21 protein-coding genes are annotated in these 25,266 nt (G+C 39.4%); 16 read left to right on the forward strand and 5 right to left on the reverse strand.

Going from position 1 to position 25,266, the window contains the following annotated elements; all coding sequences use genetic code 11:
* Positions 1-186: 186 nt before the first annotated feature.
* On the reverse strand, positions 187-891 hold the full coding sequence (locus tag HMPREF0659_RS10415; RefSeq protein WP_013265702.1) for a TetR/AcrR family transcriptional regulator: 705 nt from the start codon (positions 889-891) through the stop codon (positions 187-189).
* Entirely contained in the window at positions 892-2,124 is a 1,233-nt protein-coding gene (locus HMPREF0659_RS10420) for an aminotransferase class I/II-fold pyridoxal phosphate-dependent enzyme (RefSeq protein WP_044046205.1), read from the reverse strand. It abuts the gene before it with no gap.
* A 503-nt stretch (positions 2,125-2,627) separates the two neighbouring features.
* Between HMPREF0659_RS10420 and HMPREF0659_RS10425 the strand changes: the two genes are divergently transcribed.
* From HMPREF0659_RS10425 to HMPREF0659_RS10455, 8 genes are all read left to right on the forward strand, one after another.
* Entirely contained in the window at positions 2,628-3,554 is a 927-nt protein-coding gene (locus tag HMPREF0659_RS10425) for a hypothetical protein (RefSeq protein WP_013265695.1), read from the forward strand.
* A 131-nt stretch (positions 3,555-3,685) separates the two neighbouring features.
* Positions 3,686-6,280 (forward strand): DUF7689 domain-containing protein, encoded by a 2,595-nt coding sequence (locus HMPREF0659_RS10430; RefSeq protein WP_013265812.1) that lies wholly within the window; start codon positions 3,686-3,688, stop codon positions 6,278-6,280.
* A 3-nt stretch (positions 6,281-6,283) separates the two neighbouring features.
* Entirely contained in the window at positions 6,284-7,591 is a 1,308-nt protein-coding gene (locus HMPREF0659_RS10435; protein ID WP_013265853.1) for a C10 family peptidase, read from the forward strand.
* 189 nt (positions 7,592-7,780) lie between these two features.
* Positions 7,781-8,608, forward strand: a complete 828-nt coding sequence (locus tag HMPREF0659_RS10440) for a hypothetical protein (protein ID WP_013265776.1) — start codon at positions 7,781-7,783, stop codon at positions 8,606-8,608.
* A 142-nt stretch (positions 8,609-8,750) separates the two neighbouring features.
* A complete protein-coding gene (locus HMPREF0659_RS10445) occupies positions 8,751-10,592 on the forward strand; it encodes a B12-binding domain-containing radical SAM protein (protein WP_044046095.1) in 1,842 nt (613 codons plus the stop codon).
* Between the two features lies 1 nt (position 10,593).
* Entirely contained in the window at positions 10,594-10,743 is a 150-nt protein-coding gene (locus tag HMPREF0659_RS12665; protein WP_155812157.1) for a hypothetical protein, read from the forward strand.
* Between the two features lie 274 nt (positions 10,744-11,017).
* On the forward strand, positions 11,018-12,904 hold the full coding sequence (locus tag HMPREF0659_RS10450; protein ID WP_226893209.1) for an outer membrane beta-barrel protein: 1,887 nt from the start codon (positions 11,018-11,020) through the stop codon (positions 12,902-12,904).
* Between the two features lie 60 nt (positions 12,905-12,964).
* Positions 12,965-13,627: a hypothetical protein gene (locus HMPREF0659_RS10455; protein ID WP_013265535.1), complete on the forward strand. Its 663-nt coding sequence runs from the start codon at positions 12,965-12,967 to the stop codon at positions 13,625-13,627.
* A gap of 157 nt (positions 13,628-13,784) precedes the next feature.
* On the opposite strand, the gene mobC is transcribed toward HMPREF0659_RS10455, so the two are convergent.
* The 3 genes from mobC to HMPREF0659_RS10470 all read right to left on the reverse strand — a co-directional run bounded on the left by mobC (position 13,785) and on the right by HMPREF0659_RS10470 (position 17,532).
* Complete coding sequence (mobC, locus tag HMPREF0659_RS10460; RefSeq protein WP_013265483.1) at positions 13,785-15,788, reverse strand: conjugal transfer protein MobC; 2,004 nt, start codon at positions 15,786-15,788, stop codon at positions 13,785-13,787.
* Positions 15,789-15,854: 66 nt separating this feature from the next.
* Positions 15,855-17,129 (reverse strand): conjugal transfer protein MobB, encoded by a 1,275-nt coding sequence (mobB, locus tag HMPREF0659_RS10465; protein WP_013265531.1) that lies wholly within the window; start codon positions 17,127-17,129, stop codon positions 15,855-15,857.
* 19 nt (positions 17,130-17,148) lie between these two features.
* Entirely contained in the window at positions 17,149-17,532 is a 384-nt protein-coding gene (locus HMPREF0659_RS10470; protein WP_013265619.1) for a plasmid mobilization protein, read from the reverse strand.
* A 642-nt stretch (positions 17,533-18,174) separates the two neighbouring features.
* Between HMPREF0659_RS10470 and HMPREF0659_RS10475 the strand changes: the two genes are divergently transcribed.
* The 8 genes from HMPREF0659_RS10475 (at position 18,175) to traJ (ending at position 25,244) form a co-directional block, all read left to right on the forward strand.
* Complete coding sequence (locus HMPREF0659_RS10475; protein ID WP_394330198.1) at positions 18,175-18,885, forward strand: P-loop NTPase family protein; 711 nt, start codon at positions 18,175-18,177, stop codon at positions 18,883-18,885.
* The gene (locus tag HMPREF0659_RS10480; protein ID WP_013265790.1) at positions 18,882-19,412 is read left to right on the forward strand and encodes a DUF3408 domain-containing protein; all 531 of its coding nucleotides are present in this window, start codon (positions 18,882-18,884) and stop codon (positions 19,410-19,412) included. Before HMPREF0659_RS10475 ends, HMPREF0659_RS10480 begins: the two co-directional genes overlap by 4 nt.
* The gene (locus HMPREF0659_RS10485; protein ID WP_013265784.1) at positions 19,409-20,191 is read left to right on the forward strand and encodes a hypothetical protein; all 783 of its coding nucleotides are present in this window, start codon (positions 19,409-19,411) and stop codon (positions 20,189-20,191) included. The genes HMPREF0659_RS10480 and HMPREF0659_RS10485 overlap by 4 nt, the downstream gene beginning before the upstream one ends.
* 154 nt (positions 20,192-20,345) lie before the next feature.
* Complete coding sequence (locus tag HMPREF0659_RS10490; protein WP_004374803.1) at positions 20,346-20,645, forward strand: DUF4134 domain-containing protein; 300 nt, start codon at positions 20,346-20,348, stop codon at positions 20,643-20,645.
* 4 nt (positions 20,646-20,649) lie between these two features.
* The gene (locus tag HMPREF0659_RS10495) at positions 20,650-20,985 is read left to right on the forward strand and encodes a DUF4133 domain-containing protein (RefSeq protein ID WP_044046097.1); all 336 of its coding nucleotides are present in this window, start codon (positions 20,650-20,652) and stop codon (positions 20,983-20,985) included.
* Positions 20,982-23,495, forward strand: a complete 2,514-nt coding sequence (locus tag HMPREF0659_RS10500) for a TraG family conjugative transposon ATPase (protein WP_013265376.1) — start codon at positions 20,982-20,984, stop codon at positions 23,493-23,495. The genes HMPREF0659_RS10495 and HMPREF0659_RS10500 overlap by 4 nt, the downstream gene beginning before the upstream one ends.
* A gap of 27 nt (positions 23,496-23,522) precedes the next feature.
* Complete coding sequence (locus HMPREF0659_RS10505) at positions 23,523-24,152, forward strand: DUF4141 domain-containing protein (RefSeq protein ID WP_004353763.1); 630 nt, start codon at positions 23,523-23,525, stop codon at positions 24,150-24,152.
* Positions 24,153-24,206: 54 nt separating this feature from the next.
* A complete protein-coding gene (gene traJ / locus HMPREF0659_RS10510; RefSeq protein ID WP_013265738.1) occupies positions 24,207-25,244 on the forward strand; it encodes a conjugative transposon protein TraJ in 1,038 nt (345 codons plus the stop codon).
* The last annotated feature ends 22 nt before the right edge of the window (positions 25,245-25,266 follow it).

Here is a 25,266-nt window from a genome sequence, read left to right on the forward strand (position 1 = left end):
GTATATGAAGAGATGAAAAAGTTTTCGGGTAAAGTAGGAAATAAAAGGAATTTATGGGAAACAATCTATTATGTTTAGTTTATGGTAAAGCCTAAAATATCACTTTATTAGAATATAGTTTCTATAATAAGAAAATTCCCCAATTATCACGATGGATAAGTGGGGAATCTCTTTGAACTGTATGGTTTAATCCAAACACTTTTTTATGATTTCATCGCTGATGCCATTTTCTTTCATTCTTTCAGCAACTACTTTTTTATAATTATTTACTTCATGGTTGTGGAATATCATGTGTCCAAGTTCCTCTAAAGCATTTTCTATACGCTTTCTGCCTTGTTCCGTATTCAAGTCAATGTCTGAGAATTTAGAACGCTCTCTGTGAAGGTTGAGGTAATAAATGCCACCGATTATCAGGGATGATATGGCGGCTATATCAATACCAGTGTCCTTGAGTTTCTCTTCATAGATATTGACAAGAGGTAAAGTGTGCATTTCTCTGAGCATGGCCGTACGGACTGTGGTCTCATTTCCTTCAGCAATCTCCCAGCGTAATAGTTCCAACATCACTGATTTATCTTGAAGTGCTTTCTGTACATCCTTGAAAATACTGATATAACCCAATTCTGAATCTGTAGGAAATTGAATACCAGTGAGCACATCCTTAAACCAATAGTCATACCTCTTAACGAATTCATCATAAAATTCGCTAAGATTGTCATATCTGTTATAGAACACAAGCGGCTCTATTCTGGCTTTTTTGATGAGTTCTGTCACCAACATTGATGCAAAGCCTTTTTTCTTAATCAGACTTTCTGCTGCCTTGATAATGTCTGCCTGTATATCGACGTTTGTCCTTCTGTATCTTTTAGGTTTATTTTCTTCTTCTGCCATCTAAAAAGGAATTGATTTTCTGATTTCCAAAAGAGCAGTCACTAATTGCTCTAACTGTTCTATCTCGTGAGAAGCCAATACACTAACTCTAAGCCGTGCTTCTTTGGTTCTTACCGCAGGATATGTGATACCGCTTACAAAGATACATCTTTTTTGTAATTCACGTGCTATTTCATATACTTTTTTATTATCTCTTACCATAATAGGAAATATGGCTGATACAGAGCAGCCTATATCAAAGCCTTCCTCTGTCAGTCGTTTGCGCAGATAATTGACATTAGTCCACAACTTCTTGCGAATCTCTGGTTGTGTCTGTATGAGTTCCAGTGCCTTTAGGGAAGATGCTGCAACCTGTGGAGTCATTGCTGCGGAAAAGACATTACTGTCAGCATAATATCTCAGATACTGAATCAGTTTTTCTGACGCGGCAACAAAACCACCGACACATCCGAAAGACTTACTGAAAGTTCCTGTAATAATATCTACTTGTCCCAAGCAATTATAATATTCGGCTGTTCCTCTGCCGTTTTCTCCCATAACTCCAATGCCGTGAGCGTCATCCATCATAAGAAGACAATTGTGTTTCTTGCAGACCGCAATGTATTGAGGAAGTTTTGATAAATCTCCATTCTGGGAATAGACCCCATCGATGATGACCAATCGAGTCTGATATTTTCCCGTTTCCCGTTCAAGGATCATGTCAAGATAGTCAATATCGTTGTGTCCTATATGCTTTACATTGGTTCCAATTAAACCACTTGTGGCACTGGTATGGATATACGAATCAATGTAGGCTATGTCATTTTTTCCCAATATAGCACGGAGTAAACCTGCATTGGCACCAAATCCAGATGAGAAGAGAATTGCATCTTCCTGACCAACGAACTTTGCAATGCCTTGTTCCAACTGCTGATGGATGTCTAAATAGCCTCCTATGGCTTGAGCGGCACTTGCCCCTGTACCGTATTTCAGGACGGCATTTATGCCAGCCTCCTTGGTCTCAGTCCTTTGCGACATACCAAGGTAATCATTGGAAATGTATGCGGAAACTTCACCATCATAGCCCTCTATCTGCATTTTTGCTCCAACGCCTGTTCTTGCCATGACCCAATAACTCTTGCAGCCGAACTGATTCATTTGGTCAATATAACTCTGGAAGTTTTGGCTACGTTCGATAACATTCTCGTTGGGAGTAATCTCGAAATCCTTCAATGAAATAATGTTTTTATTCATATAAACAATGTATAGATAGTAAATAATACTACAAATATAAGTAGAAATATCAAGAAAACACAAATTCTTTTTAAAAAAAAAGATATTTTTCTTGTTATAAACAATTTATATATGTATATTTGTTGCGAAGTAAAACATTTATGGTTAAATTTGATTTTCATAATAAAGCAAAACGATTTGTCGACCTAAGACAAAAGGTTGGTTGGAAAGAACTATCACTAATTCGTATGTTCTCAACTATTTATATTACTTACTGTGGATATTACGAATATTCCGCTGAAAGCCATAGATATGAAACAATGTGAGATATAATCAAAGTAGCAGAGACGGTATAATAAGCAGTTAAAAGGCTAGTCTACCTAAAATAGTTGTTTATATCGTCTAGTATAATACAAAACAATTTCTTTTGACTTTTACTTTCAAAGTTTTATTAGATAGCCTATGTACATAATGAGTCTTTCTACCGAGTTTACGTTTACAATATTAATAAAAAAATAATAGTTATGAAAAAATCTAATCTTTGCAATTCTTTGCTCCAGCTTAATAGAAAAGGTACTAAGCAATTACCTCTAATTGCATTTCTATTGTTACTTTTTTGTTCTTTAATTATGGCAACTATATTCAGCAGTTGTTCTAATGAGGAATATAATCAAGAGGAATCACCAGTATTGTCCCGAACACATTTTGCAAATAATTCCGATTTAGATGCTTTTATTGCATCATTTGACAATAACTATTTGATTACAAAAACAACTTTGTATAATGAGAAAACTAGTATTATTGATATATTTAAAGAGAATACAGCTATAGGCTCTATCCTTAATGAAAATTTGGAATTTGAGGTTGCTGACACTATTTATAAATTTAGTAAGTCTGGCTATACTATTTATGCCATAGAAAAAGCTGCTTATAAAAATATCAAGAAATATCTTGCTCAGGAAAAAAGCATTTTGAATGATATAGAGTCATATCCTACGATATCTTTTGGTAAATATCAGCTTGAAAAGGGTATCTTATTATACTATACAGGGAATCCTATAATTGAGGTGACTCGAATACCAGTTCCAATTCCAACAAGAGTTGCACAAGATGGAAGAACAAAGGTTCAGGCTTTATTTTGGAAAAGTCGCACCGTTTTTAAGTCTTCATGTGGAGTTCAAGTGGAGGCGTGGTCTAGAGAAAATGTGAACATGGATTTCACTTCCGCGGATACGGATCTAGAATTATTCTGGGATATATATTTTAACATTCCTGTAGCTCCACTCCCAAGTCCTTGCCAAGGAAGTAAAGTTGGGCATGGAAACATTATTAGGCAGCAGCTCTATTGGTGTTCAGGATATTATAACATGAACTTAATGTCTCCAAGCCATATTATAGGCCGTGCTAAATGTTGGGACGGGAGTTGGATTGCTGCAAATGTAGATAAGTAAACGATTTCTACAAAATATATAAAAGTTCACTTGGTAATAGATTATTGGTAATCTGTCTTGTACGGTATTCCATCCATTTCATGGTGAACTTTTATATAGAAATAGTCTTTAATTAAAATCAAAAGAGAATTATGAAAAAACTATTGTTTGTTATATTCATTTTACAATCTATATGCAGTTTTGGACAACCTCAAGGTTTTCAAGAGAACAGGAGTGGATTGGGGGTAGCTAACAAAAATATGCTTTCTGATACTGAGGCTTATTTCTTTACTAATGGAAGGACTAGTAAGAGAACCTCAAGGGCATTTAATGCCGCAAAGAGCATTACAAAAAAAGATAATATTGCTCCTATTCTTGAAAAGTCATTTAATATTGAGGTACCACAAGAAGGAAATTATTATTTTTTGGCTAATGTCTTATCCACATATTTGTCGGACGGAACTTTTCAGGAAATTTCCGTCTATGTCAATGGTAAGTATCAAGGAAAGTTAGACTGCAAAAAAGCTTCGTGGGAGATTACTGACATTAAGGGGGTACCTATGGTCTTTTGCGAGAAAGGGAATAATACAATTTGTTTTTCTTCTGCAAGTCCATTCTATCCAGAAATAGACGTAGTTCAGCTCGCAAAGGATTCTTGTCAATTAAAAAAAACTATAGAGCCTTCTTTTACTACATTGCAAAATAAACAAATACGACGTTTAGAGCAAATTTCCACCCAGGCAGATAAAAGCAAAAGTGCGTGGGAGGTCACCCCTGAAAATATAGAAATAAAAGACAATAACAAGGTAACTGCTTGGAAAAATGTCCCTGTTACATATACATATCACCGAAAGATATCAGTTCAAACTACAGAAAGAATAATACTTCACACTACACCTGTAGAAGGAGAAGATTATAATGACGTAGATACTTATATGTACTTTTATAATATAGATAATCCCAATAAGTATTCGTGGAGTAATGACAATTACGATGGTCTACAATCAAGACTGGACGTAACTGTGCCTGCAGGAGATTACTATCTTGTTATTTGTTCTAAATATAATTCATATGCCAGTATGGAAATTCCTAGAGCTGGGTTAGTTAATGTTTATTACAATGGAACTATATTAAATGAAAAAGTTTCAGTGGCAGGTTTTATGATAGATGCACCTGTGAATTTTTCAGAGACATTAAACTATTTTACATCAAAAACAAATGCTAGCGTCCGCTTATTTTTACTAGATGGAAACAAAATGCTCTTTAATTCTGAACCATATACCTATTATTCGCCTGCAGACTATCAATGGTTAGAAGGCGCAAGAAAAAAAATACAGCATAGAAGGACTAATTCAAATTGGAAAGTATTGGTTTCGTCTACAAGTGCATGGTGGATTACATGGGGGCATTGCGATGTCTATTGCGGATTTAAGGATGCACCATCTAAATATCTATCAAAATTTCCTAACTTAAAATCTGGAGATGCTGTTTTAATGGCAGAGGATAATGTCAAATATAATTCCGCAGCTTGGGCTGGAGGTATAACAGATCGAAATATATGGATTGGGAACTCTGCTTATGGTTCTCCATCTGTTTGGAAAACATGGGATGATTATTTTGCTAATAAACCCTATAGATACAATAATGCTGAAACATATAAGAGGGATGTGGTAGGTCCGATGGTTGTTATGGTATACTCCAAAGACAGTACAATGACTGGCATAAGTCATTTCGCAGTGACTAACTACGCTAATCAACTTTTACATGGATATGCCTTTGAAAGTAAAATTGGGACGTGGGGAAGAATAACTCATGAGCGCAATTCTTTGAATGGGAATGAATTTGGTAAGCCGTTTATATATTATTATAAAGAAATACCACTACCTTATCGATATATGGCTAATACTGCACAAGGAACTTTATTACAAAGTATCCAAAGCAGATATACCCTAAAAGAGTCTATAAAAGACGGATTAACTAGAGAACTTCAGGTAACTCTTGACGACAACCAGAAAGCTTTAATTAGAAAACGGCTTTCGCAAGATAGCAAGGGTTATCAAACTTTTGATAGGCTATTTGAAGAATGGTCTAATTATGTGAATGAGTACGATAGTAACCAAGATGCTGTTTCCGTAGAGAAAATCCTAGACAATCCTGCAGGCGAAGAACTTGTTAGATATAGTAAAAAACATCTACAAGAAAGCATTTGCTATTTAGCCAATTTATTATTTTCGCAATTAGACAATAATGAACTCGTTCATGATAAAGAACTTCTTTCTTTTCTGTTTTGCAGAATAGCTGCTGAGAAATATGGTAGCATAATTGAAAAAATAAAAGTGGAATGGGCTAACTCCTCTTATACAAGTGATGGTGCATATATATATCCATCTTGTGAGTATTTTACAAAAAAATATATCAAAGAGATTTTAGAACAGAATCATAAAAATATAAGTGAGGATGACTTGTCGTCAGATTTGGAAGACAACAATAATTTATTTACTCTTACCCAGGCTATAGTAAACGAAGAAGGTACTGATATTATTTTGCAGGTTCCAACAGGAAAAACCTTTTCTTTGAGCGTAGCTGGAGTAAATATGAACTGGCAAACTACAATCGTTAAAAGTAAACTTGCCGATGCACAAAAATTCACATATCATATTGATGCAAATCGTCTTCCAAAGGGTATGAGCGTATGTATTCTAGAAATAGATGGTAAGATTTATAGCAGAAAAATAGTAAAAAAATAAATTATGAGACAATTCAGATATTATTTTGGGGCCATCTTTGCTGTGATAATATTGCAGGGATGCACAAAAAACGATTTAGTAATAAACAATAAGGAGAACGGAACCTTAGTTAACAAGGAGCTGTCTTATTATGAAAGAGTAAGTTTGCAGGATGATTACATTATTCCAGAAAGCGAGGTGTTGAATATTTTAAAAAACTTTCAAAATTCAATATCAACAGATTTGAATTCGAGGAGTAGTCCAAATAATTCGGTATTTAGCGTTATAGAGAGGCATAATATTCCGTTATATTCGCAATCACAAACAAGAAGTGGAGTGCGCGAAAGTCAGACAGGATGTACTCTTATTTATAAAATTCAAATACAACATGACCATAGTTGCGGATACGCTTTAGTAGCGGGTGATCTAAGGGCTCCCAATATTATTGCCTATATACCAGACACGACAGAAGTCTTTACAGATGAAAGAAGAGAATTCAAGCATGAACTTCTGAAGATAAGTATTAATGCAAATCTTAACAGAATAAAAAAATTTGAGAGCATCAAAGACTCTTTGAAGAACTCTGCTATAAATAAGAAAGATAAGATAGCGACTAGGAGTACAGAAACTAGTGATTTAAATGATTTTTACAAAAGTGCTATTTCCTATGAAAAGTCTACCGATTATCTTCCTCTTTCTACTACAGCTTGGGATCAAGACGCTCCGTACAATTGTAAACTTGCCCAAAATTGTCCTCTAAAGTCAGACGGTAGATATGATACAGGCTGTGGGGTGGTGGCTATTGCTCAGGCAATAGCATACTATGAGCCTTCATTGACTATCAATGGAACATCTGTTAATTGGAAAGAATTAAAGCGCACTAATACAATTTCCAACAGTTCTCCCAAGGCAGTTAAGAATCAAGTTGGTTATCTCATGAAATGGATTGGAGAAAAGGTGGGTGCTACTTATACTTGTAGCGGGACTACTACAAAGCGTAATTCAATTGTCACTGCATTGAATTTAGTAGGAATGAAATGTGACAATAGAATAGATTGGAACTGGAATACAATTTATCAATCTCTTAAGCAAGGGAAGCTAGTTCATGCAGATGCTATAACAGAAAAAAATAAGGGGCACGCTTGGATTATTGACGGTTTCTTGATTGGAAATATGCCAGATTCGACAGATCTCGTATATGTACATAATAATATGGGCTGGGGTGGCTCTGATAATGGATACTATGAGATAGAACCAGAGATGTCATTTGAGGGGGGAGGACATACTCTAAAGTATAAATTTGGGATAAATCCACATATAGCAAAGAAATAGTTATTTAGAGGAGACATGAGAGACTGGAACCTGTTTCTTATGTTAATTATGATGTAGGTGCTATTTTCTGAATGGTTCAACAATAATTCCTAACTATTTTTTCTCAAAAAGATTGCGCATAACTTATTTTCCCCTATCTTTATGCAGCCTCTATGTAGCAAATAATAAACTAAATAAAAAACAATGCGAATGAATAAAATATTAATCATTAGGAACCTTTGCTCAATATTAAGAGCAAACCTTCCGTTGACAAGTATATTAATTACAGGGTTCTTGGCTATATTATCGTTAATTTCATGCAGCGAAGATAGTGAACCCGAGAGTAATATTTTTAATGTCCAATATTCTGTTGATTCGATAGGACAGGTAACAACTATTGAGCACATTATTGGTAAATCAAAGTTGGATGAATCACAAATACAAGTGAAAGATAATAGTGTTTTAACCATTGAAAGAAAAGGCGATGGATTTCACTACATTATCCCTCAACATGTGGGTTATACTCAAATTTTAGTGAATGCTAACGATAAAAGCTATAAAATTATAATCAGAGTCCTGAGCGAAGGATGTGAGAGTTGGGAAATAAGAAATGTTGTTTCTCAAATCATTTGCTCTTATGATGTGAAGGATAGTATCTTAAATGATCTTAACAAAAGAAACATATTTTCTGAGATGCAAAAGGGAGACAAAATGCATTTTGGTACAGATCCTCGTCATGTTGAAATTTGGCATGATAAATATTTTGGAAAAACTAATGAGAATAACCCTAAGTATTTGATGTTTTCCTATGAGCAAACCCCTCCCAATTATTTCTTCAAAGAAAGAAATAATGCAGGAAGAGAACAAAGAATATCTTTTATTCTGACAAGAAAGGAGTTTTATCATGATGATTTTTACAATAAAGAAGGTATTTTCAGATATGCCCCAACCCTCATTTATCAAGAGCTATATGGGAAGGATAAAGTTAAGCAAGTAGTTATTGATTACGAGGTTAAAAACATATATTACCCTATATAATCCATGATATCAGAATACTGGGAGTATTCGATAAATGAAGATTAGAAAGTGTATAATAGAACTCGTAAATAAACATTCATCGCATAAAACTACGAAACAGGTCTGTATTTTTAATTTAAAAGACAAATTTTAATTGATATTGATGAAAAAAGCAAGAATAACATTATGTTGGCTGCCACCAGCTAAACCATATTTACCATCTCCTTCTATGACCGTATTAAAGCAAACTTTATTAGATTCAGGCTTTGATGCACAGATCATATATTGGAATATATTATTAGAAAAAATATTATTAAAGTATTTTTTTAACGAAAAAAAGGTATTAAATGATGAAATTGCAATATTAGGTCCATTTTATGCCTATATTGCAATTGAATGCAATGATAAAAATACGTTAATTAAGCAAGAACTATATTTAAGAGCTTTAAAACCCCAATATACAAACAATAACTTTAATTTTCAAAAACATATTCGCGAATGCGTATCCGAATTAGAAACTACCATAATTAATATATGCAATGAACATAATGTGAAGGAAAGCTTGTTTGTTGGCATGCATATGAGCCTGTTTCAATGGGTTCCAGCATATGTCTTGGGGATAATTATAAAAAGGTTGAACCCTGATACATTTATTGCAGCTGGTGGCATAGGTAATCCAAAGCAAGCAAAAGCATATATCAAAAATTTCAAATATATAGACCTCTCTTCTTGGGGAGAGGGTGAAAGCATCATTTCTGATTTAGCAAACAAAAAATTAAAAGGAGAAGATTTAAGTACTTTATCTCAGTGTTATATTCGCAAAGATGATAGTATTGTTCGAAGCACTGTCATAAAGAAAGAATATGCAGATTTAGACAAATTACAATATTCTGACTTTTATGATTTTTTTAAAAGCTATAAGGGAAGATTAAAAGATGTAATGATACCAATAGAGGGCGCAAGAGGTTGTCATTGGAATCGGTGTCATTTTTGTTTTTTGAATCAAGGATATAAGTATCGTCGAAAGAGTGCTGAGGTTATAAAAGAAGAAATCTTGTATAACATAAAAAAATATTCTGTTTACGATTTTACTTTTCTGGATAATGATGTTATTGGTAAGGATAGAGAAAAGTTCAAAAACCTCTTAGACAAACTTATAGAAATAAAGAACAATCACCCTAAATTTCGAGTTATGCTTGCAGAGATAATTACTCGTGGGATTGATTTTGAGACAATAAAGAAAATGCACATAGCAGGATTTTTTCATGTTCAAATTGGATATGAATCACCTAGTGATACTCTTCTATACAAAATAGATAAGAAAAACTCATTTGCAAGCAACTTGTTTTTCATAAAATGGGCACATGAATTAAACATAAATGTTGGCGGAATGAATGTGTTACGAGGTCTTTTAGAAGAGAATTTAGAAGATATTAAAGAAAGTGTACAAAACCTTCATTTTATGCGATTCTACCAATTAGGAAATAAATATAAACATGAGATATCATCGCTAGCAATCAACGATGCCTCTAGATATTTTAATCGTGTAAGTAAATCAGAAATTCAAATATCATATTCAGATGCTGTAAAGGAAATGCTGCCAGATGACTTTTTGCCATTTGAAGAAAGTTTAAGTATTTATCAATATGTGAGAAAATTTCAGGCTATAGCATGGGATTATTTTGTTAGTATAGAAAGCCACTATGCCCAAAACAAATATTCATACGAGCTCACAAAAGTATCTAACGAGATTATCAGATATACAGAATATTATAATTCGAATTCAATTAGAATTATAGATTTTAATCGTTCAGATTTGGCTTGGAAAGTCCTCGAATTATCAAACAAAAGTATTATAACGATTGAGCAATTAGGTAAGATTTTAGGCGTTGATATTGATATGATTAAAAAACAAATTAACGAATTAAGAGATGTAGGGCTTTTATATGTCGGAAAACAATCCAAAGAATGCATCTCAATTATTAACACTTTAAATATTTTATAAAATGAACATTATTAGTGATTCTTCGTTGGATTATCTTGATGAGATGACTAACGGTGGACTTAATGAGTCCGAAAGTGATGCTGTTCTTTATGTCCAACCTACTATCAGAGATGTTGGTGATATTGGAGTAACAAATGGTGTAAGATTTTAGTAATAACAATTTGTTAAATAGTATAAGATGGTGTACCTTTTCGATACACCATCTTATAGAGATTTTAGTAAAGTAAGTAAATGGGAAAGTGAAGATGAGAAAGGGTGTAATCATATTTGTATCTTCGATAATATTTATATATTGTCAATCAGTTTCTGCACAAAACGTAGTAGATTCGCTGGGGGCTGATAGTCTTATCAGGCAGCTTCCTGAAGTAATGATAAAAGGTGAGCACCCATTGGCAGTGGTTCATGGAAGTGCTATAACTTATGATTTGCCTCGCATAATTGAGAAGAAAGGTGTGGATAATGTATTTGATGCAATCAAAGAACTTCCAGGAATTACTGAGAAAGACGGCAAATACCAGTTGGCAAATAGAAATGTGACTATAGCTTTGAATGGGAAAGTTATGTCTTTGACTTCAGACCAGATAACTCAGCTATTGAGGAGTATGCCTGCCAGTCGACTTGAAAGGGCTGATGTAATGTATTCTGCTCCAGCAAAGTCGCAGATTCGCGGCGCCCTAATTAACATACAATTAAAAAATGGTGCCCAATCAGAAGTGCCTTTGCAAGGTGAATTTAATGTAGCCTATAATCAGACACATCATGCTATGTTCGGTGAGCGTGCATCCTTTCTTTACCACACAGGGAAGTTTACAATGGATGCAATGTATCTACATAGTCATGGCAGAGTTTTTAAGATTACTGATGAAGATTCTCGGCACAGCCTCAATAATGGAACAATCCATGAGATAAAAGATAAGCAAGCACAACTTGTCAAGCAATTTGGGCACGACTATCGCATAAGCACTGAATATGAATTTGCAAAAAATCATAATTTGTCACTGTCATATCTGGCAAATTACAGTAATCGTGACATCTATGGTAACTATACGGGTGACATCGTTGGTAGAACCTTATCAACACGCCGTACATGGCTACACAATATCAAGTTAGACTATCAGACTCCATTTGGTTTAAAAGCAGGTATTGAAACTACCTATTATCATGATCCCGAGAAACAAGATCTGCAAAGTGTTACACCTACTGGGAATCTTAATTTCCTCGTCGATAATGACCAGCGTGTAAATGTTTGGCGTTATTACTTATCTCAGGAACATCAATTAAAATATAATTGGAACTTGAATTATGGAGTTTGGTATAAACAGTCTCTTAACCATAGTTTACAGTTTTATCAAAACCTATCTGTAATCAACTACATACGCCAAAGAGAAGATATAGCCAACACTTATATAGGAGTAGGGAAGAATTGGAATAACAAATTTATCTTAGACGCTTCTTTAGCAGCGGAATATTATCATTCACCGCAATGGCATCAATGGAATATATATCCCACACTGAACCTGACATATGTTCACAATCCAAGCAATATATGGATACTAAGTTTCTCAACCGACCGAACTTATCCAGAATATTGGACAATGAATAATTTTACAGTATATAGTAATGGTGGATATGATGAGATTACGGGTAACCCATATCTTAAACCTGCTAAATCATACCAAACAAATATAGTATGGGTACTGAAAAACAAGTATCATTTTGTGGCAGGGTTCAACTATGTTGACGATTATTTCATACAGACACCATATCAGCGTCCAAACCGTTTGGTTACAACTTTTAAGTATGTAAATCTTAATTACCAGCATCAAGCCTTCTTGCAGGCTGTTATTCCTCATAAGTTCGGTTCATGGTTAGATTCCCGATTAACATTAACAGGGCTTTGGATGCATGAGAAATGCGATGACTATTATGATTTACCATTTAATAGAGCCATATTATATGGAATGGCACAGATGAGCAATGTTATCACACTAAATACCAGGCCCAATTTGTCGCTGACAGTTGATGGGATGATACGTAGCAAAGCTCATCAGGCTATTTATGATTTACCTGGATCTGGTAACTTAGATATTGGCCTTCGCTGGCAATTTTGGAAAAAACAAGCTATACTGCATATTTTCTGTAATGACTTGTTCAAGACTTCTTCCGTCAATCCCCGTATTGATTTCAAAGGACAGTATATGAAGATGAACTTTAGCTGCTATCGTGAATTTGGAGTTTCCTTGACAGTCAAGTTTGGAGGATATAAAGCTAAGAATAGTGAGGTAATTAATACGTCTAGGTTCCGTAAGTAATCATAGAAGTGAGAAATCTGCAAAGATCATAATTTAGGAGTTTATAAAAAATTGAGGTTTATGGTAAAGGATAAGTTAACATCATATAAGTTTCCTCCACCAAAGGCTTATATTCCTGCTCTTTCAAATCAGACTAAGAATACTTTATTCAACAAGGTCAGAATCTTCACATTGATATTATGTTTGATTTGCTCCTTCTCATCAGAAATAAATGCTCAGAAAATATTAATTTGTGATGCTGTTACTAGATTCCCAATAAAAGATGTGGAAGTAAAGGCTGATAGAATATTAGTTGGAAGAACATCTTATTTAGGAGAAATAATTTTACCAAAAACATTTAATGTTGTGAGTTTTAGATCTAATGGTTATTTACTAGAAACTCTCTACCGAAATGAAGTACCACGCGACACAATGTTCCTATATCCATCAGAAAATACTCTCAACGAAGTAGTAGTATGGGGGAAATATAGGGTTAATGTTGACCAAATTTCAAGTAACATGCCAAGGAGAGATTTGAAAGATTTTGGTTATATAGCACCAGTAAAGAAACTTATAAATGGAGGTTATGATGTTGCTACAATGCTTGATAAGCGCCTAAGACGAGACCGTAAGCATGTGACAAAACTTAGAGAGATCTTTGAAAAGTTAGATGGTAAAGATCCTATAGAGCGAGCATATACCAAGGAAGTTGAAGAAAACAGTGTTAGAAATTTCAATCAATAGAACCAAAGATAAACTTATCGAATTTACGGCATTCTAAAAAATATAAAATTAAATAATAGAATTTATAATATGAAATATAATATTTGGACTATTTTTAAATTTATAATATGAGCAAAAAATAAGTCTTAACGTTATTAAGTTGACAAATCATTATATCTTATTCCTTTATTAAATGACAGAGACTCGGATCGTTCTTTATTCTCACCATTTCAGAAGCAACCAAATCTAATATATTCTGCTTCACGCATTTATAGTTGGCTTCGATGGTCTCTTTGAGATTATCAGAGCTAACTTCATTTGTAAAGTCTACTATCACAGGTATGGGCTGATAGGCTTTCATTTCAGCAGAAACCTTTGCACTATCCACCACTATCTCTGCATGGAAAATCTTTTGATCGATACGTTCATCATAGTTGTCGGATACCGCACCCACGAACATCCCCTGTGTAAGGTTTGAAATCTTACTTGCAGGGATAAGACTATCCATCTGTGTAGAGATAGAAGTGGATTTATCATTGCGATTGATGGTCATAGACTGGCGTTGTTGAAGCACCTTGCCGAAACGCTCAGAGAGTGTCTTAGCTGTTTCTCCTACCACCTGACCACTAAACACATTGCCCACCGTATTTTGTATCACTTTACTTTCTTTGTCCCCATAATCGCGAGTGAGCTGTGAGAAGTCCTGAAAACCCAAACACACTGCTACCTTGTTGCTTCGGGCGGTAGCAATAAGGTTGTCCAGCCCACGGAAATAGATAGTCGGCAACTCGTCGATAATCACAGAACTTTTGAGTTGTTTCTTCTTGTTGATTAGCTTCACAATACGGCTATTGTAAAGTCCGAGTGCTGCCGAATAGATATTCTGGCGGTCGGGGTTGTTACCCACAACAAGGACTTTCGGCTCATTCGGATTATTGATGTCAAGTGAGAAATCGTCACCCGTCATCACCCAATAAAGGGCAGGGCTTATCATACGAGACAGTGGTATTTTGGCACTGGCTATCTGTCCCTGCAACTGGTCCTGCGCTCCACCCTCCCATGCGTCCATAAAAGGAGAAAGGTAGTTGGCAAGTTCATCATAGGAAGTGAGTATCGGGAATATCTGTGCGTAGGGACGGTTCAGAAATTCGATGGCATGAGGGAAGGTGCAATACTTGCCATTCTCATATATCTTCAGAAACCAAATGATGGCAGCAAGCAAGATGATAGGCGACTCCACAAAGAAGTCTCCCTGTTTCTGTATCCACGAGCGGTTGAGGTTAAGCATAATCGTGTAGGCACTCTCATAGGCATCCGATATATCCGTCATAAAGGATGGATTGATGGGATTGCAGCGGTGTGATTTGCGTGGGTCATCGAAGTTAATCACAAAGAACTGCGGCTTTACTTGGTAGGCATCAAGGTGGTTGAGCAAATGGTTGTAGGCAATTTCCGAAAGGTCGGGAAACTTGTAGTCGTAGATATACATGACAAAGCCTTTCTCTATCTGTTGCTTGATGTAGTTGTTCACGATAGCGTATGACTTACCCGAACCCGGTGTGCCGAGCACCATCGAGGCACGGAAGGGATTGACTACATTAATCCAGCCCTTGTTCCACTTCTTCTTATAGTAGAAGCGTGTAGGAAGGTTTACCGAGTATTCGTTTTCCATCAACCTTGTTTCCTGCATGAAACTCTCGTTCTCTGTGTTGAATACATCGTCCATCAAGTTATTTTTGAGCAGTCGGCTCATCCATACGCCACCCATCAGCAGACAGATATAACCAATGGACAGCGTAAAGATATAGAGCGAAGCAGCACCCACCTTACCTATGGGCAATGCCAACAACCGCCAATTCAGAAAGAAGAACACAAATCCAGCGAAAAGCACCGTCCAAATCTTTGGCCATGTGATTTTCTCCTCTTTCACACCCTTTGTCCCCAAGCAGGAGAGGGCAAGAAAAACCACGCAAAAGAGTTTTGTCCAGAGGATAGACGAAAATAACCCTGTGGTACGCTGGAAATTCATCAGTATCTTATCAATGATTCCAAGCGTAACCCCCCAGACATGAAATGCCTCGTAACAGAACCAATAACAGTTAACGAGGAGGAATATCACGGATATGCCCCTCATAAAGTCCATAACCTTACCTAATGCTCTTAAATCATCTTCTTGTGCCATAATGCAATGTTTTTGAAGCCTCCCCCAACCCCTCCGAAGGGAGGGGAGATAGAAATGCTCGTTTATTTAATGTTTTCTTCGTCTAAGTTTTACCTTACTTTGTCTTCGGAGCTTACGCTGCCATGCTGCTTCCTTCCAATCATCGTTGCCCGAAGAAGAGAAAGATTCTCCCACCATATCGTCAATAAGTTCATCGACAAGATTGTCGCTTTCCTGCTCATCCGACTGTATTGTCTGCATCTGTTGTTGAAAGGTGGTATCAATCTTACCATAAAGCGATTCATCCAAGAATGGATTTTTCTCTGAGTTAGAGAAGTACTCGTTAAACTTATTGGCGGCATATCCTTTACCCAATCGAGAACCATTGAGCGCAATGCCTTTTTCATCATCAATGAATGTAATACCATAGATGCGCCCACCCTCATTCTTGCGGATTATAACACGCAAGCCTTGTTCCTCCAATCTTTGTCGAAGTCTTTCCTCCGTTTGGGGAGAAGTACGCATTACTTCTAATACCTTTCTTCTGACAGTTGGGATTAATGGCTTAACTATCTGCTTCGATTTCAGCATATTGTTCTGAACGGCAGTATAGCCCATACCTCTGCCAATGTCCGAGGCGTGAATGGGCGTGCTCACCTTATTTCCTTTGTCATCGGTAGGTACATAAACCAGTCCATCATACTGTTTACCCCTATACTCGGTCTTTACCTCTTCTACGGCGAGATTATATCGGGAGAGTATGGCGTTTAGCTCACCCAAGGAGCAGAATGAATAATGCTTCATAGCAGAACGAACAGTGTTTGCCACCTGTTCCTTGATATTCCCTTGCATAACATCGACTTTTGGCGTTTCTGTTGTCGGCTTCTCACTGACCTTTGAACTTGGAATGAGGTTATATTTCTTTTCCAAAGCATCAGTAATCTTTTTGCTTCGTCTGCCCTCATACTTGTCATTGATTTTTCTGCCTTTGCTATCCACTCGAAGCGAAACAATGTGAATATGCTCACGTGCAATATCATTATGTTTGAACACGATATAGGGTTGCTTGCTGTAGCCAAGTGCCTCCATATACTCCTTCGCAATCTGCACGAGCCTTTCATCAGATAATTTCTCATCCGGGTGCGGATTGAGGGAACAATGGAACACGGCTTTCTTCGTTCGGCATTTCTTCGGTATCAATGCCTCCATATCGACAAGCACGTCTTCCATCGTATAACGTCCCTCTCTGTCCTGATACAACTCAGCGACAAGGAGAATACTTGCTTCCCCTTTCTCCACCTTTTTGAAGTTATAGCCGAGTGCCCCTCCAAGGTTCTCCGTTGCAGAAATTTTTGCTATCATTTTTCTAACTAAATTCTCACTACTTCTTCTTTCTATAATCAATGGTTAGATTGATTGCCTGCTCCTGCAAGGTGATGATTTGAGCAGACACTTTCTCCAATTTTTCAAGCATAATCTGTGCGGTCTTCACGCTGTGATAGCTGTTGATGGCACGCACAACTTGGTTGTACAGCACGCCAATCTTATGTATCTGTGCTGTCAGTTCTGAGAGCTTTCGGTAATATTCCACGGCGGATTTATCCACCGTGATAACCTTAAAACTCTCCCCAAGAATACGTCCACGCACGAAATCCGACTTGGTTTCCGCACCTGATTTATGGAACAAATCAATCGCCCGTTGCTGGTCTTTGGGCTTGGGAAGACGGGTATCCCATCTGTCCCATCGTTCTATCTTTTCGTTCATTGTTTTTATCCTTATCTAATTACGACTTTGGAGTAATTCTTCCCCCTTCGAGGCAAGGGTCTTTGTCGGCAGAAACGAAGTTTGTCGGACAAAGACACACCTTGCCAATATCAAGAGTTGATACGATTGAAGTATCCACCCTTTTGGGGTGTCTGCTTCGTGATATTACCTCCATGTATTATTCTCGCCTGCAAAGTTACGGCAAGTTTTCAAATATCTCATTATCAATGATATTCACTCTTTTTCCTCGCATTTCCCTGTACTTCACAGGTAGTTGAAACTTAGGATAAAACCTTGTTATTTTGCAAGCAGATTCAGTTGAAAGACAGCTTGAAACCTATATGGATGAAGAGTCCAAAATAATGATTTCAACTTCAAAAATCTCAATCAAGAAAGGTTTGAACTGCGGATGGTTTTATGTTTTTGAGCTGAGTCAAAATTGAGCTGGGTCAAAACCAGACTTTTAGGTCGAGTCAAAAATATGGTTTCAACAACAAATATGACATGACTTGTCAGTCAAGATATACATCAACTTATAACATAAGTAACAACCGACTATGAATATGGAAAAGAAAAAAAAATCCCATCTATCTGGGCTTCGCCTCACAGAAAGGCGGAGTTGACAAAAGCAGCCTTGCCGAAGTGCTGGCTTCCATACTATATTACGAGAAGAACATCTCCCTTGCCGTCGTGGACTGCGACGGCACACAGGAATCGTTCTTCAAGCTACGCGAACGGGATAGAGATCTTATCGAGTCCTCCCCCGAACTGGGCAAGGAACTTCACGAGCGCCTGTCCCACTACGGCAAGAAATCGTATCATATCATCAGAAGCAAACCAGAAAGGGCCGTTTCCGATGTCATGAAATACCTTCGTAAAATGAAGACGGAACCGCAACTGATTATCTTTGACTTTCCTGGTCATGCCCTTACCAGTGCCATGATGGATTTGTCCATTACGATGGACTACATCATCTCACCTATAGAAGCCGACCCACAGTCGCTGGCATCGAGTTTTGCATACGCCAAGACAATCAGAGACTTGGGTGTAGGCTTTGAAGGCTCACGCATTCAGGACTTCTTCCTGCTTTGGAACAAAATCAACCGCAGTGCCAGTACCACGGTCATCGACCTGTTCAGTCAGAATGCTGAGGAACAGGGACTGCCGATTTTCGATACCCGTATCTACAACTCCGTCCGATTCAGCAGGGAATTGGCACAAGGGGGTGTCAAAGGTGTATTCCGCTGCTCCTACCTGCCCCCTGCACCTGCTCTCCGCCCTCAGACTGGAGTGGATGAGTGGGTAAAGGAGGTCATGGAGAAACTCAACCTGAAAACTGAGAACGGCGTATGAAATCACTGAAAGAGCAACGTGAAAAGCTGCTTCAAGCGAAATTGGAGGAGATGGCAGACATTGGTGTCAAGAAGCGCACAGAGGAGAACACACCAGACTTTGACGACCCCATTGATTTGGATGATGATTCAGACTCTGTGGAAGAAGATGCAAGTGCCTCTCTTTCTAAAATTGACGAACAGGAAGAAATACCGGAAGAAACTTCGTTTAATGGCAACAATGCCCAAACAGCGCAACCCTCGAAAAGAAAGAGAAATGCCAGAACGAAGGATTCTTCCCCAGTAATGGACTTTCCTGAATACGAACAGCGATTTCTGACGGGTGTCCGCAACGGGCGCAACAAGTCGGGCTTCAGTATCCATACTGAGATACTCCAGATACTGCGTGATGTGCTGAACGACATCAGATCGGAGGCTTCCATCACGGGATATATTGAGAATATCCTTCTTGATCATTTGAAAACGTATCAGGATTTGTTGAACCATACCGCCTCACAACGCAGGCGCGATAAAACCATAGACTTATGATAATCAATTTATTGTTAGGTGTATTGCTTTTGCTGGGTATAGCATGGCTGCTACTCGGCATTACATACTTTTGGAGGTTATTTCAAGATTTGGCAGCCCAATCAGGGAAGAATACACCGAAACAGAAAGGAAACGGGCACGGCACAAGTCTCAATACATCCGTTTCCCAAGAGCAGATTGACAATGCACGTCACGTTTTGGTGGGTAGGAGCAAGCCTTTTCATTCCCACTCTATCTCCAAAGTTCCCGCTGTTTCCTCCTCTGAAAATCCAGATGAAAAACCTAATACTTTTGCAGAGAAAAACTCATCTGTGTCCGAAGAAACAAAAGAAGCGGAAGGTACAGAAGATGACAATGAAATGCAGGTTGACTACACAATGGACGAATCTGACGAAGACACTATCATCCGTGAGGAACTGCAGATTGCAGACGATTCCTTACCCGAAGTCTCACCATCCGCTATTCTTACAAGGGACTTGTCCCGTATAAACGGTTGGTACAGCAATGACGATGCATTTGATGAGGAAAACGAAACCGAAGTGCAGGATACGCTGCAAAGCATACAGGGCACACAGCTAATGGACTATATCAAAGAGACAACGCTTAAGCAGGAGAAAGACCATCAAAAGCTGCTTGCTGCCATTCGTAAAGCAGAGGAAGCAGAATTAGAGGAAAGTAATATAGATACTTCTCCTCATTCAGAAACGAACTCAAACGTAGAGAGCAGCGACAGCGATGCATCGGAAGAAGCCGACCGTCCACTATCATACTATCTGTAAGACTAATGTTTTTATTCATATTGTAAAGTGATCAAGGGGTGGCTCAAAAGTAAAACAATCAACCAATATCAGTCATACGATAAAACCGAGCCACCCCTTACCATCTCTACCCAAAAGAAAACAATTCATTTAACAACTTAAAATAAAAAGAACAATGAACAACAAAAAGAAAATCACAATGCTTCTCCTGACGGCTACCGCCATAGGAGCATACGCACAAGGCAACGGCATGGCGGGTATCAACGAAGCCACAAAAATGGTAACCTCTTACTTCGATCCAGGTACAAAGCTTATCTATGCTATCGGAGCCGTAGTAGGTCTGATTGGAGGAATAAAAGTCTATAACAAGTTCTCAAGTGGTGACCCCGATACGAGCAAGACCGCTGCCTCTTGGTTCGGTGCGTGTATCTTTCTCATTGTGGCAGCCACTATCTTGAGAAGTTTCTTCCTGTAAGGCGATGGCAGCATTTGAAATCAACAAAGGTGTAGGTCGGACGGTAGAGTTCAAGGGCTTGAAGGCGCAGTACCTCTTCCTCTTTGCAGGAGGACTGCTGGCTGTCTTCATTCTCGTTGTCGTGCTCTATCTCTGTGGAGTCAGCCAAGTAGCCTGTCTTGTCATAGGTGTAGTGGGTGCCAGCCTTGTGGTATGGCAAACGTTCACCATGAATAGAAAGTATGGGCAATATGGGCTGATGAAAAAAGGAGCAATACGTATGCACCCACGCTACCTTGTAAACCGCCGTACGGTCTGCCACCTTATCTGTAACCTTCAATCAAAGAAAGCGAAGCAATGAGAAATAAAAGCAAGATAACCACCTTGGAGTCTAAGTTTCCACTGCTCTCCGTAGAGCAGGGTTGCATGGTGAGCAAAGATGCTGACATCACCGTGGCTTTCCGTGTGGAACTGCCCGAACTCTTTACCGTCACTTCTGCAGAGTATGAAGCGATGCACTCTGCCTGGCATAAGGCAATCAAGGTGCTACCCAATTACAGCATCGTGCACAAGCAGGACTGGTTCATCAAGGAGGACTATCAAGGAAAGCTCTCCGATGGCGGACTGAGCTTCCTTGCCCGTTCCTCTGAACGGCATTTCAACGAACGTCCGTACCTGCACCACAGCGTTTACTTATTCCTGACCAAGACCAACAAGCAGCGTATGGCACAACAGAGCAATTTTTCCTCGCTCTGCCGTGGACACCTCATTCCCAAGGAAATCACCAACAAGGACGAAGTGATGAAGTTCATGGAAGCTGTAGACCAGTTTGAACGCATCATCAACGATACCGAGCAGATAAGGATTGTCCGCATGACTGAAGATGAATTGATTGGTACAAAGGAAAAAGGCGGTCTCTTGGACCGTTATTTCTCCCTCTCGGAAGAAAGACACGCCTCGTTGGAGGACATCCGCTTGGGCGCAGACCTTGTACGTGTGGGCGACAATATGATTTGTCTGCATACGCTCTCCGACACGGACGACCTGCCTACAACGGTCAGCACAGACAGCCGATATGAGCGATTATCGACCGACCGAAGCGACTGCCGTCTTTCCTTTGCCTCTCCCGTGGGTCTGATGTTGCCCTGCAACCATATCTATAACCAGTATCTCTTCATCGAGGACAGCGATGCCAACTTGGAACGCTTCGAAAAGCAGGCAAGGAATATGCACTCACTGGCACGCTACAGCCGTAGCAACCAAATCAACGAGGAGTGGATACAGGAGTATCTCAATATTGCCCATTCACAGGGGCTGACATCTATCCGTGCCCATTTTAACGTACTGGCATGGAGTAGCGACAAGGAAGAACTTCGCCAGATTAAGAATGACGTGGGCTCTGCACTTGCTCTTATGGAATGCCACCCTCGCCACAATACCATTGATGCGGCAACGCTCTACTGGGCGGGTATTCCCGGCAATGCGGCAGACTTTCCTGCAGAAGAGTCATTCTATACTTTCATCGAGCCTGCCCTCTGTTTCTTTACGGCAGAGACGAACTATAAGGACTCACTCTCTCCCTTCGGTATCAAGATGGCAGACCGCCTTTCTGGAAAGCCCGTCCACTTGGATATATCGGATTTGCCGATGAAAAAGGGAGTTATCACCAATAGAAACAAATTTATCTTGGGTCCTTCGGGTAGTGGCAAGTCTTTCTTTACCAACCACATGGTACGCCAGTATTACGAGCAGGGGGCGCATGTCCTCTTGGTCGATACAGGTAACTCATATCAAGGTTTGTGTGAACTTATCCACCGCAAGACCAAGGGTGAGGATGGTGTGTATTTCACCTATACCAATGAAAGTCCTATATCTTTCAACCCTTTCTATACGGATGATTACTTTTTCGATGTAGAGAAGAGAGAGAGTATCTGTACGCTACTGCTTACGCTTTGGAAAAGTGCCGATGAGCATATCACAAAGACCGAGGCAGGTGAACTTGGTTCAGCCGTAAACTCCTATATCGAACTGATATGTGCAGACCATAGCGTTACGCCCTGTTTTAATACCTTCTATGAGTATCTGCGGGACGTGTACCGCAAGGATATGGAAAAGCGTGACATCAAGGTAACGCTCTCGGACTTCAATATTAACAACCTCTTAACAACATTAAAGCAATACTATCGTGGCGGTCGTTATGATTTCCTGCTGAACTCGGACAAGAACATCGACCTGCTCTCTAAACGCTTCATCGTCTTTGAAATCGACCAAGTAAAGGATAACAAGGACCTCTTTCCTGTGGTAACGATTATCATCATGGAGGCCTTCATCAACAAGATGCGCCGATTAAAGGGTATCCGCAAGATGATACTCATTGAGGAAGCGTGGAAAGCCATAGCTTCGGCAAACATGGCAGACTACATCAAGTATCTCTACAAGACGGTGAGAAAGTATTTTGGGGAAGCCATTGTCGTAACGCAGGAGGTGGACGATATCATCCAGTCGCCTATAGTCAAGGAAAGTATTATTAATAACTCTGACTGCAAGATACTGCTCGACCAGCGCAAGTATATGACCAAGTTCGACGGCATACAGGCGATGCTCGGTCTTTCGGAAAAGGAAAAGAGCCAGATTCTCTCCATCAACCAGAACAACGACCCGAACCGACTCTACAAGGAAGTTTGGATAGGTCTGGGAGGTATGCAGAGTGCTGTCTATGCTACGGAAGTGAGTATGGAGGAGTACCTGACCTACACCACAGAGGAAACCGAGAAGGTGGAGGTGATGAACAGGGCGGCACAGCTCGGTGGTGATATCGAAACGGCTATCCGTCAGCTTGCCATAGAGAAAAGAAACAATAAAAAGAAATAAGTACAAACCATCAAAACTATAGTAACAATGAAAAAGTACATTTTCATGGCTCTCTTAGGATTGAGCCTTTCTGTTCCCAAAGCCCATGCACAGTGGGTAGTAACCGACCCTGGCAATTTTGCCGGCAACATCGTCAATTCGGTCAAGGAGATAGCAACAGCTTCGAAGACAGTGAAGAATACCTTGGACGGGTTCAAGGAGGTGGAGAAACTCTACAACGACACCAAGAAGTATTACGATGCACTCAAGAAGGTGAACAACTTGATTGGTGATGCCTATAAGGTCAAAGAGTGCATCCTTATGGTGGGCGACATCTCTGAGATTTACGTCACCTCGTATAAGAAAATGCTCTCGGACAAGAACTTCCGCCCTTCGGAACTCGCTGCGATGGCTTCGGGATATGCCAAACTCTTGGAGCAGAGTGGTGAGAGTCTCAAGGAACTAAAGTCCATCGTTAAGAGTAATGTCTTCTCGATGAACGACCACGAGCGAATGCAGGCAATAGACCGTATCTATACTACGCTTAGGGAAAATCGCTCACTTGTATCATACTACACAAGGAAAAACATCTCCGTAAGCTATGTGCGTGCAAGGGAGAAGAACAACCTTGCCTCCGTTAAGGCACTCTATGGTAATACGGCAAGCAGGTATTGGTAAATCCACAGACAAAAAAAGAACTTGAAAGAACTTTCATAAAAAACACTTTTGCTTATGGATTTTGCCAGTTTACATGAGCTGCTACGCTCAACCTATGCCGAGATGATGCCGCTCTGTGCCCAGATGACGGGCATTGCCAAGGGCATTGCGGGCTTGGGTGCGCTCTTTTATATTGCTCTTCGGGTATGGGCTTCCATTGCCCGTGCCGAGGCGATAGACGTCTTTCCGCTTCTCCGCCCCTTCGTGCTGGGCTTTTGCATCATGTTCTTCCCGACAGTCGTACTGGGTACGATGAATGCCGTTCTCTCGCCCGTAGTGCAGGGAACGGAGATGATGGTACACCAACAGGAGGGGAACCTTGCAGAGCTTACTGCCAAGCGGGACAAGTTGCAAGAGGAAGCCTACCTTAGAAATCCTGAAACAGCCTACCTTGTCTCCAACGAGAAGTTCGATGAGAAGATAGAGGAAATGGGCATCATCGGACCTGAAGATGCTGTGACGATAGCAGGTATGTATGCCGAGCGTGCTGCCTATCAGACCAAGCAGTGGATCATGAAGATGGTACACGACCTTTTAGAACTCCTATTCCATGCTGCAGGGCTTATCATCGACACGCTACGCACCTTCATACTCATCGTTCTTGCCATTCTCGGTCCGATAGTCTTCGGCATTGCAGTATGGGATGGTCTTGCTGGCTCACTTACGGCATGGTTCTCACGCTATATCTCTGTCTACCTGTGGCTACCTGTCAGCTCTATTCTTACGGCACTGCTTACAAAAATACAGGTGCTGATGATAGAGAAGGATATTGAAGCACTCAGTGACCCTAACTATCTGCCTGATTCGGGGACGTGGTACTACATCGTCTTCTTCCTTATCGGTATTGTAGGCTACTTCTGTGTACCTACCGTGGCAGGCTGGATTATCGAAGCTGGAGGTGGTATCGGCTCATACGGTCGTAATGTCAACCAGACAGCACAGCGTGGTGCGCAAGGCGCATATACTGGTGGCAAGGCTGCTATGGCTGGCGCAGGTGCTACTGTGGGAAATGTCGGTGGACGTATCAAGGGTGCACTGCTCAAAGGAAAATAGAAATCGAACAACTATGCTTAAT

Source organism: Prevotella melaninogenica ATCC 25845, assembly GCF_000144405.1.
GTDB lineage: Bacteria > Bacteroidota > Bacteroidia > Bacteroidales > Bacteroidaceae > Prevotella > Prevotella melaninogenica.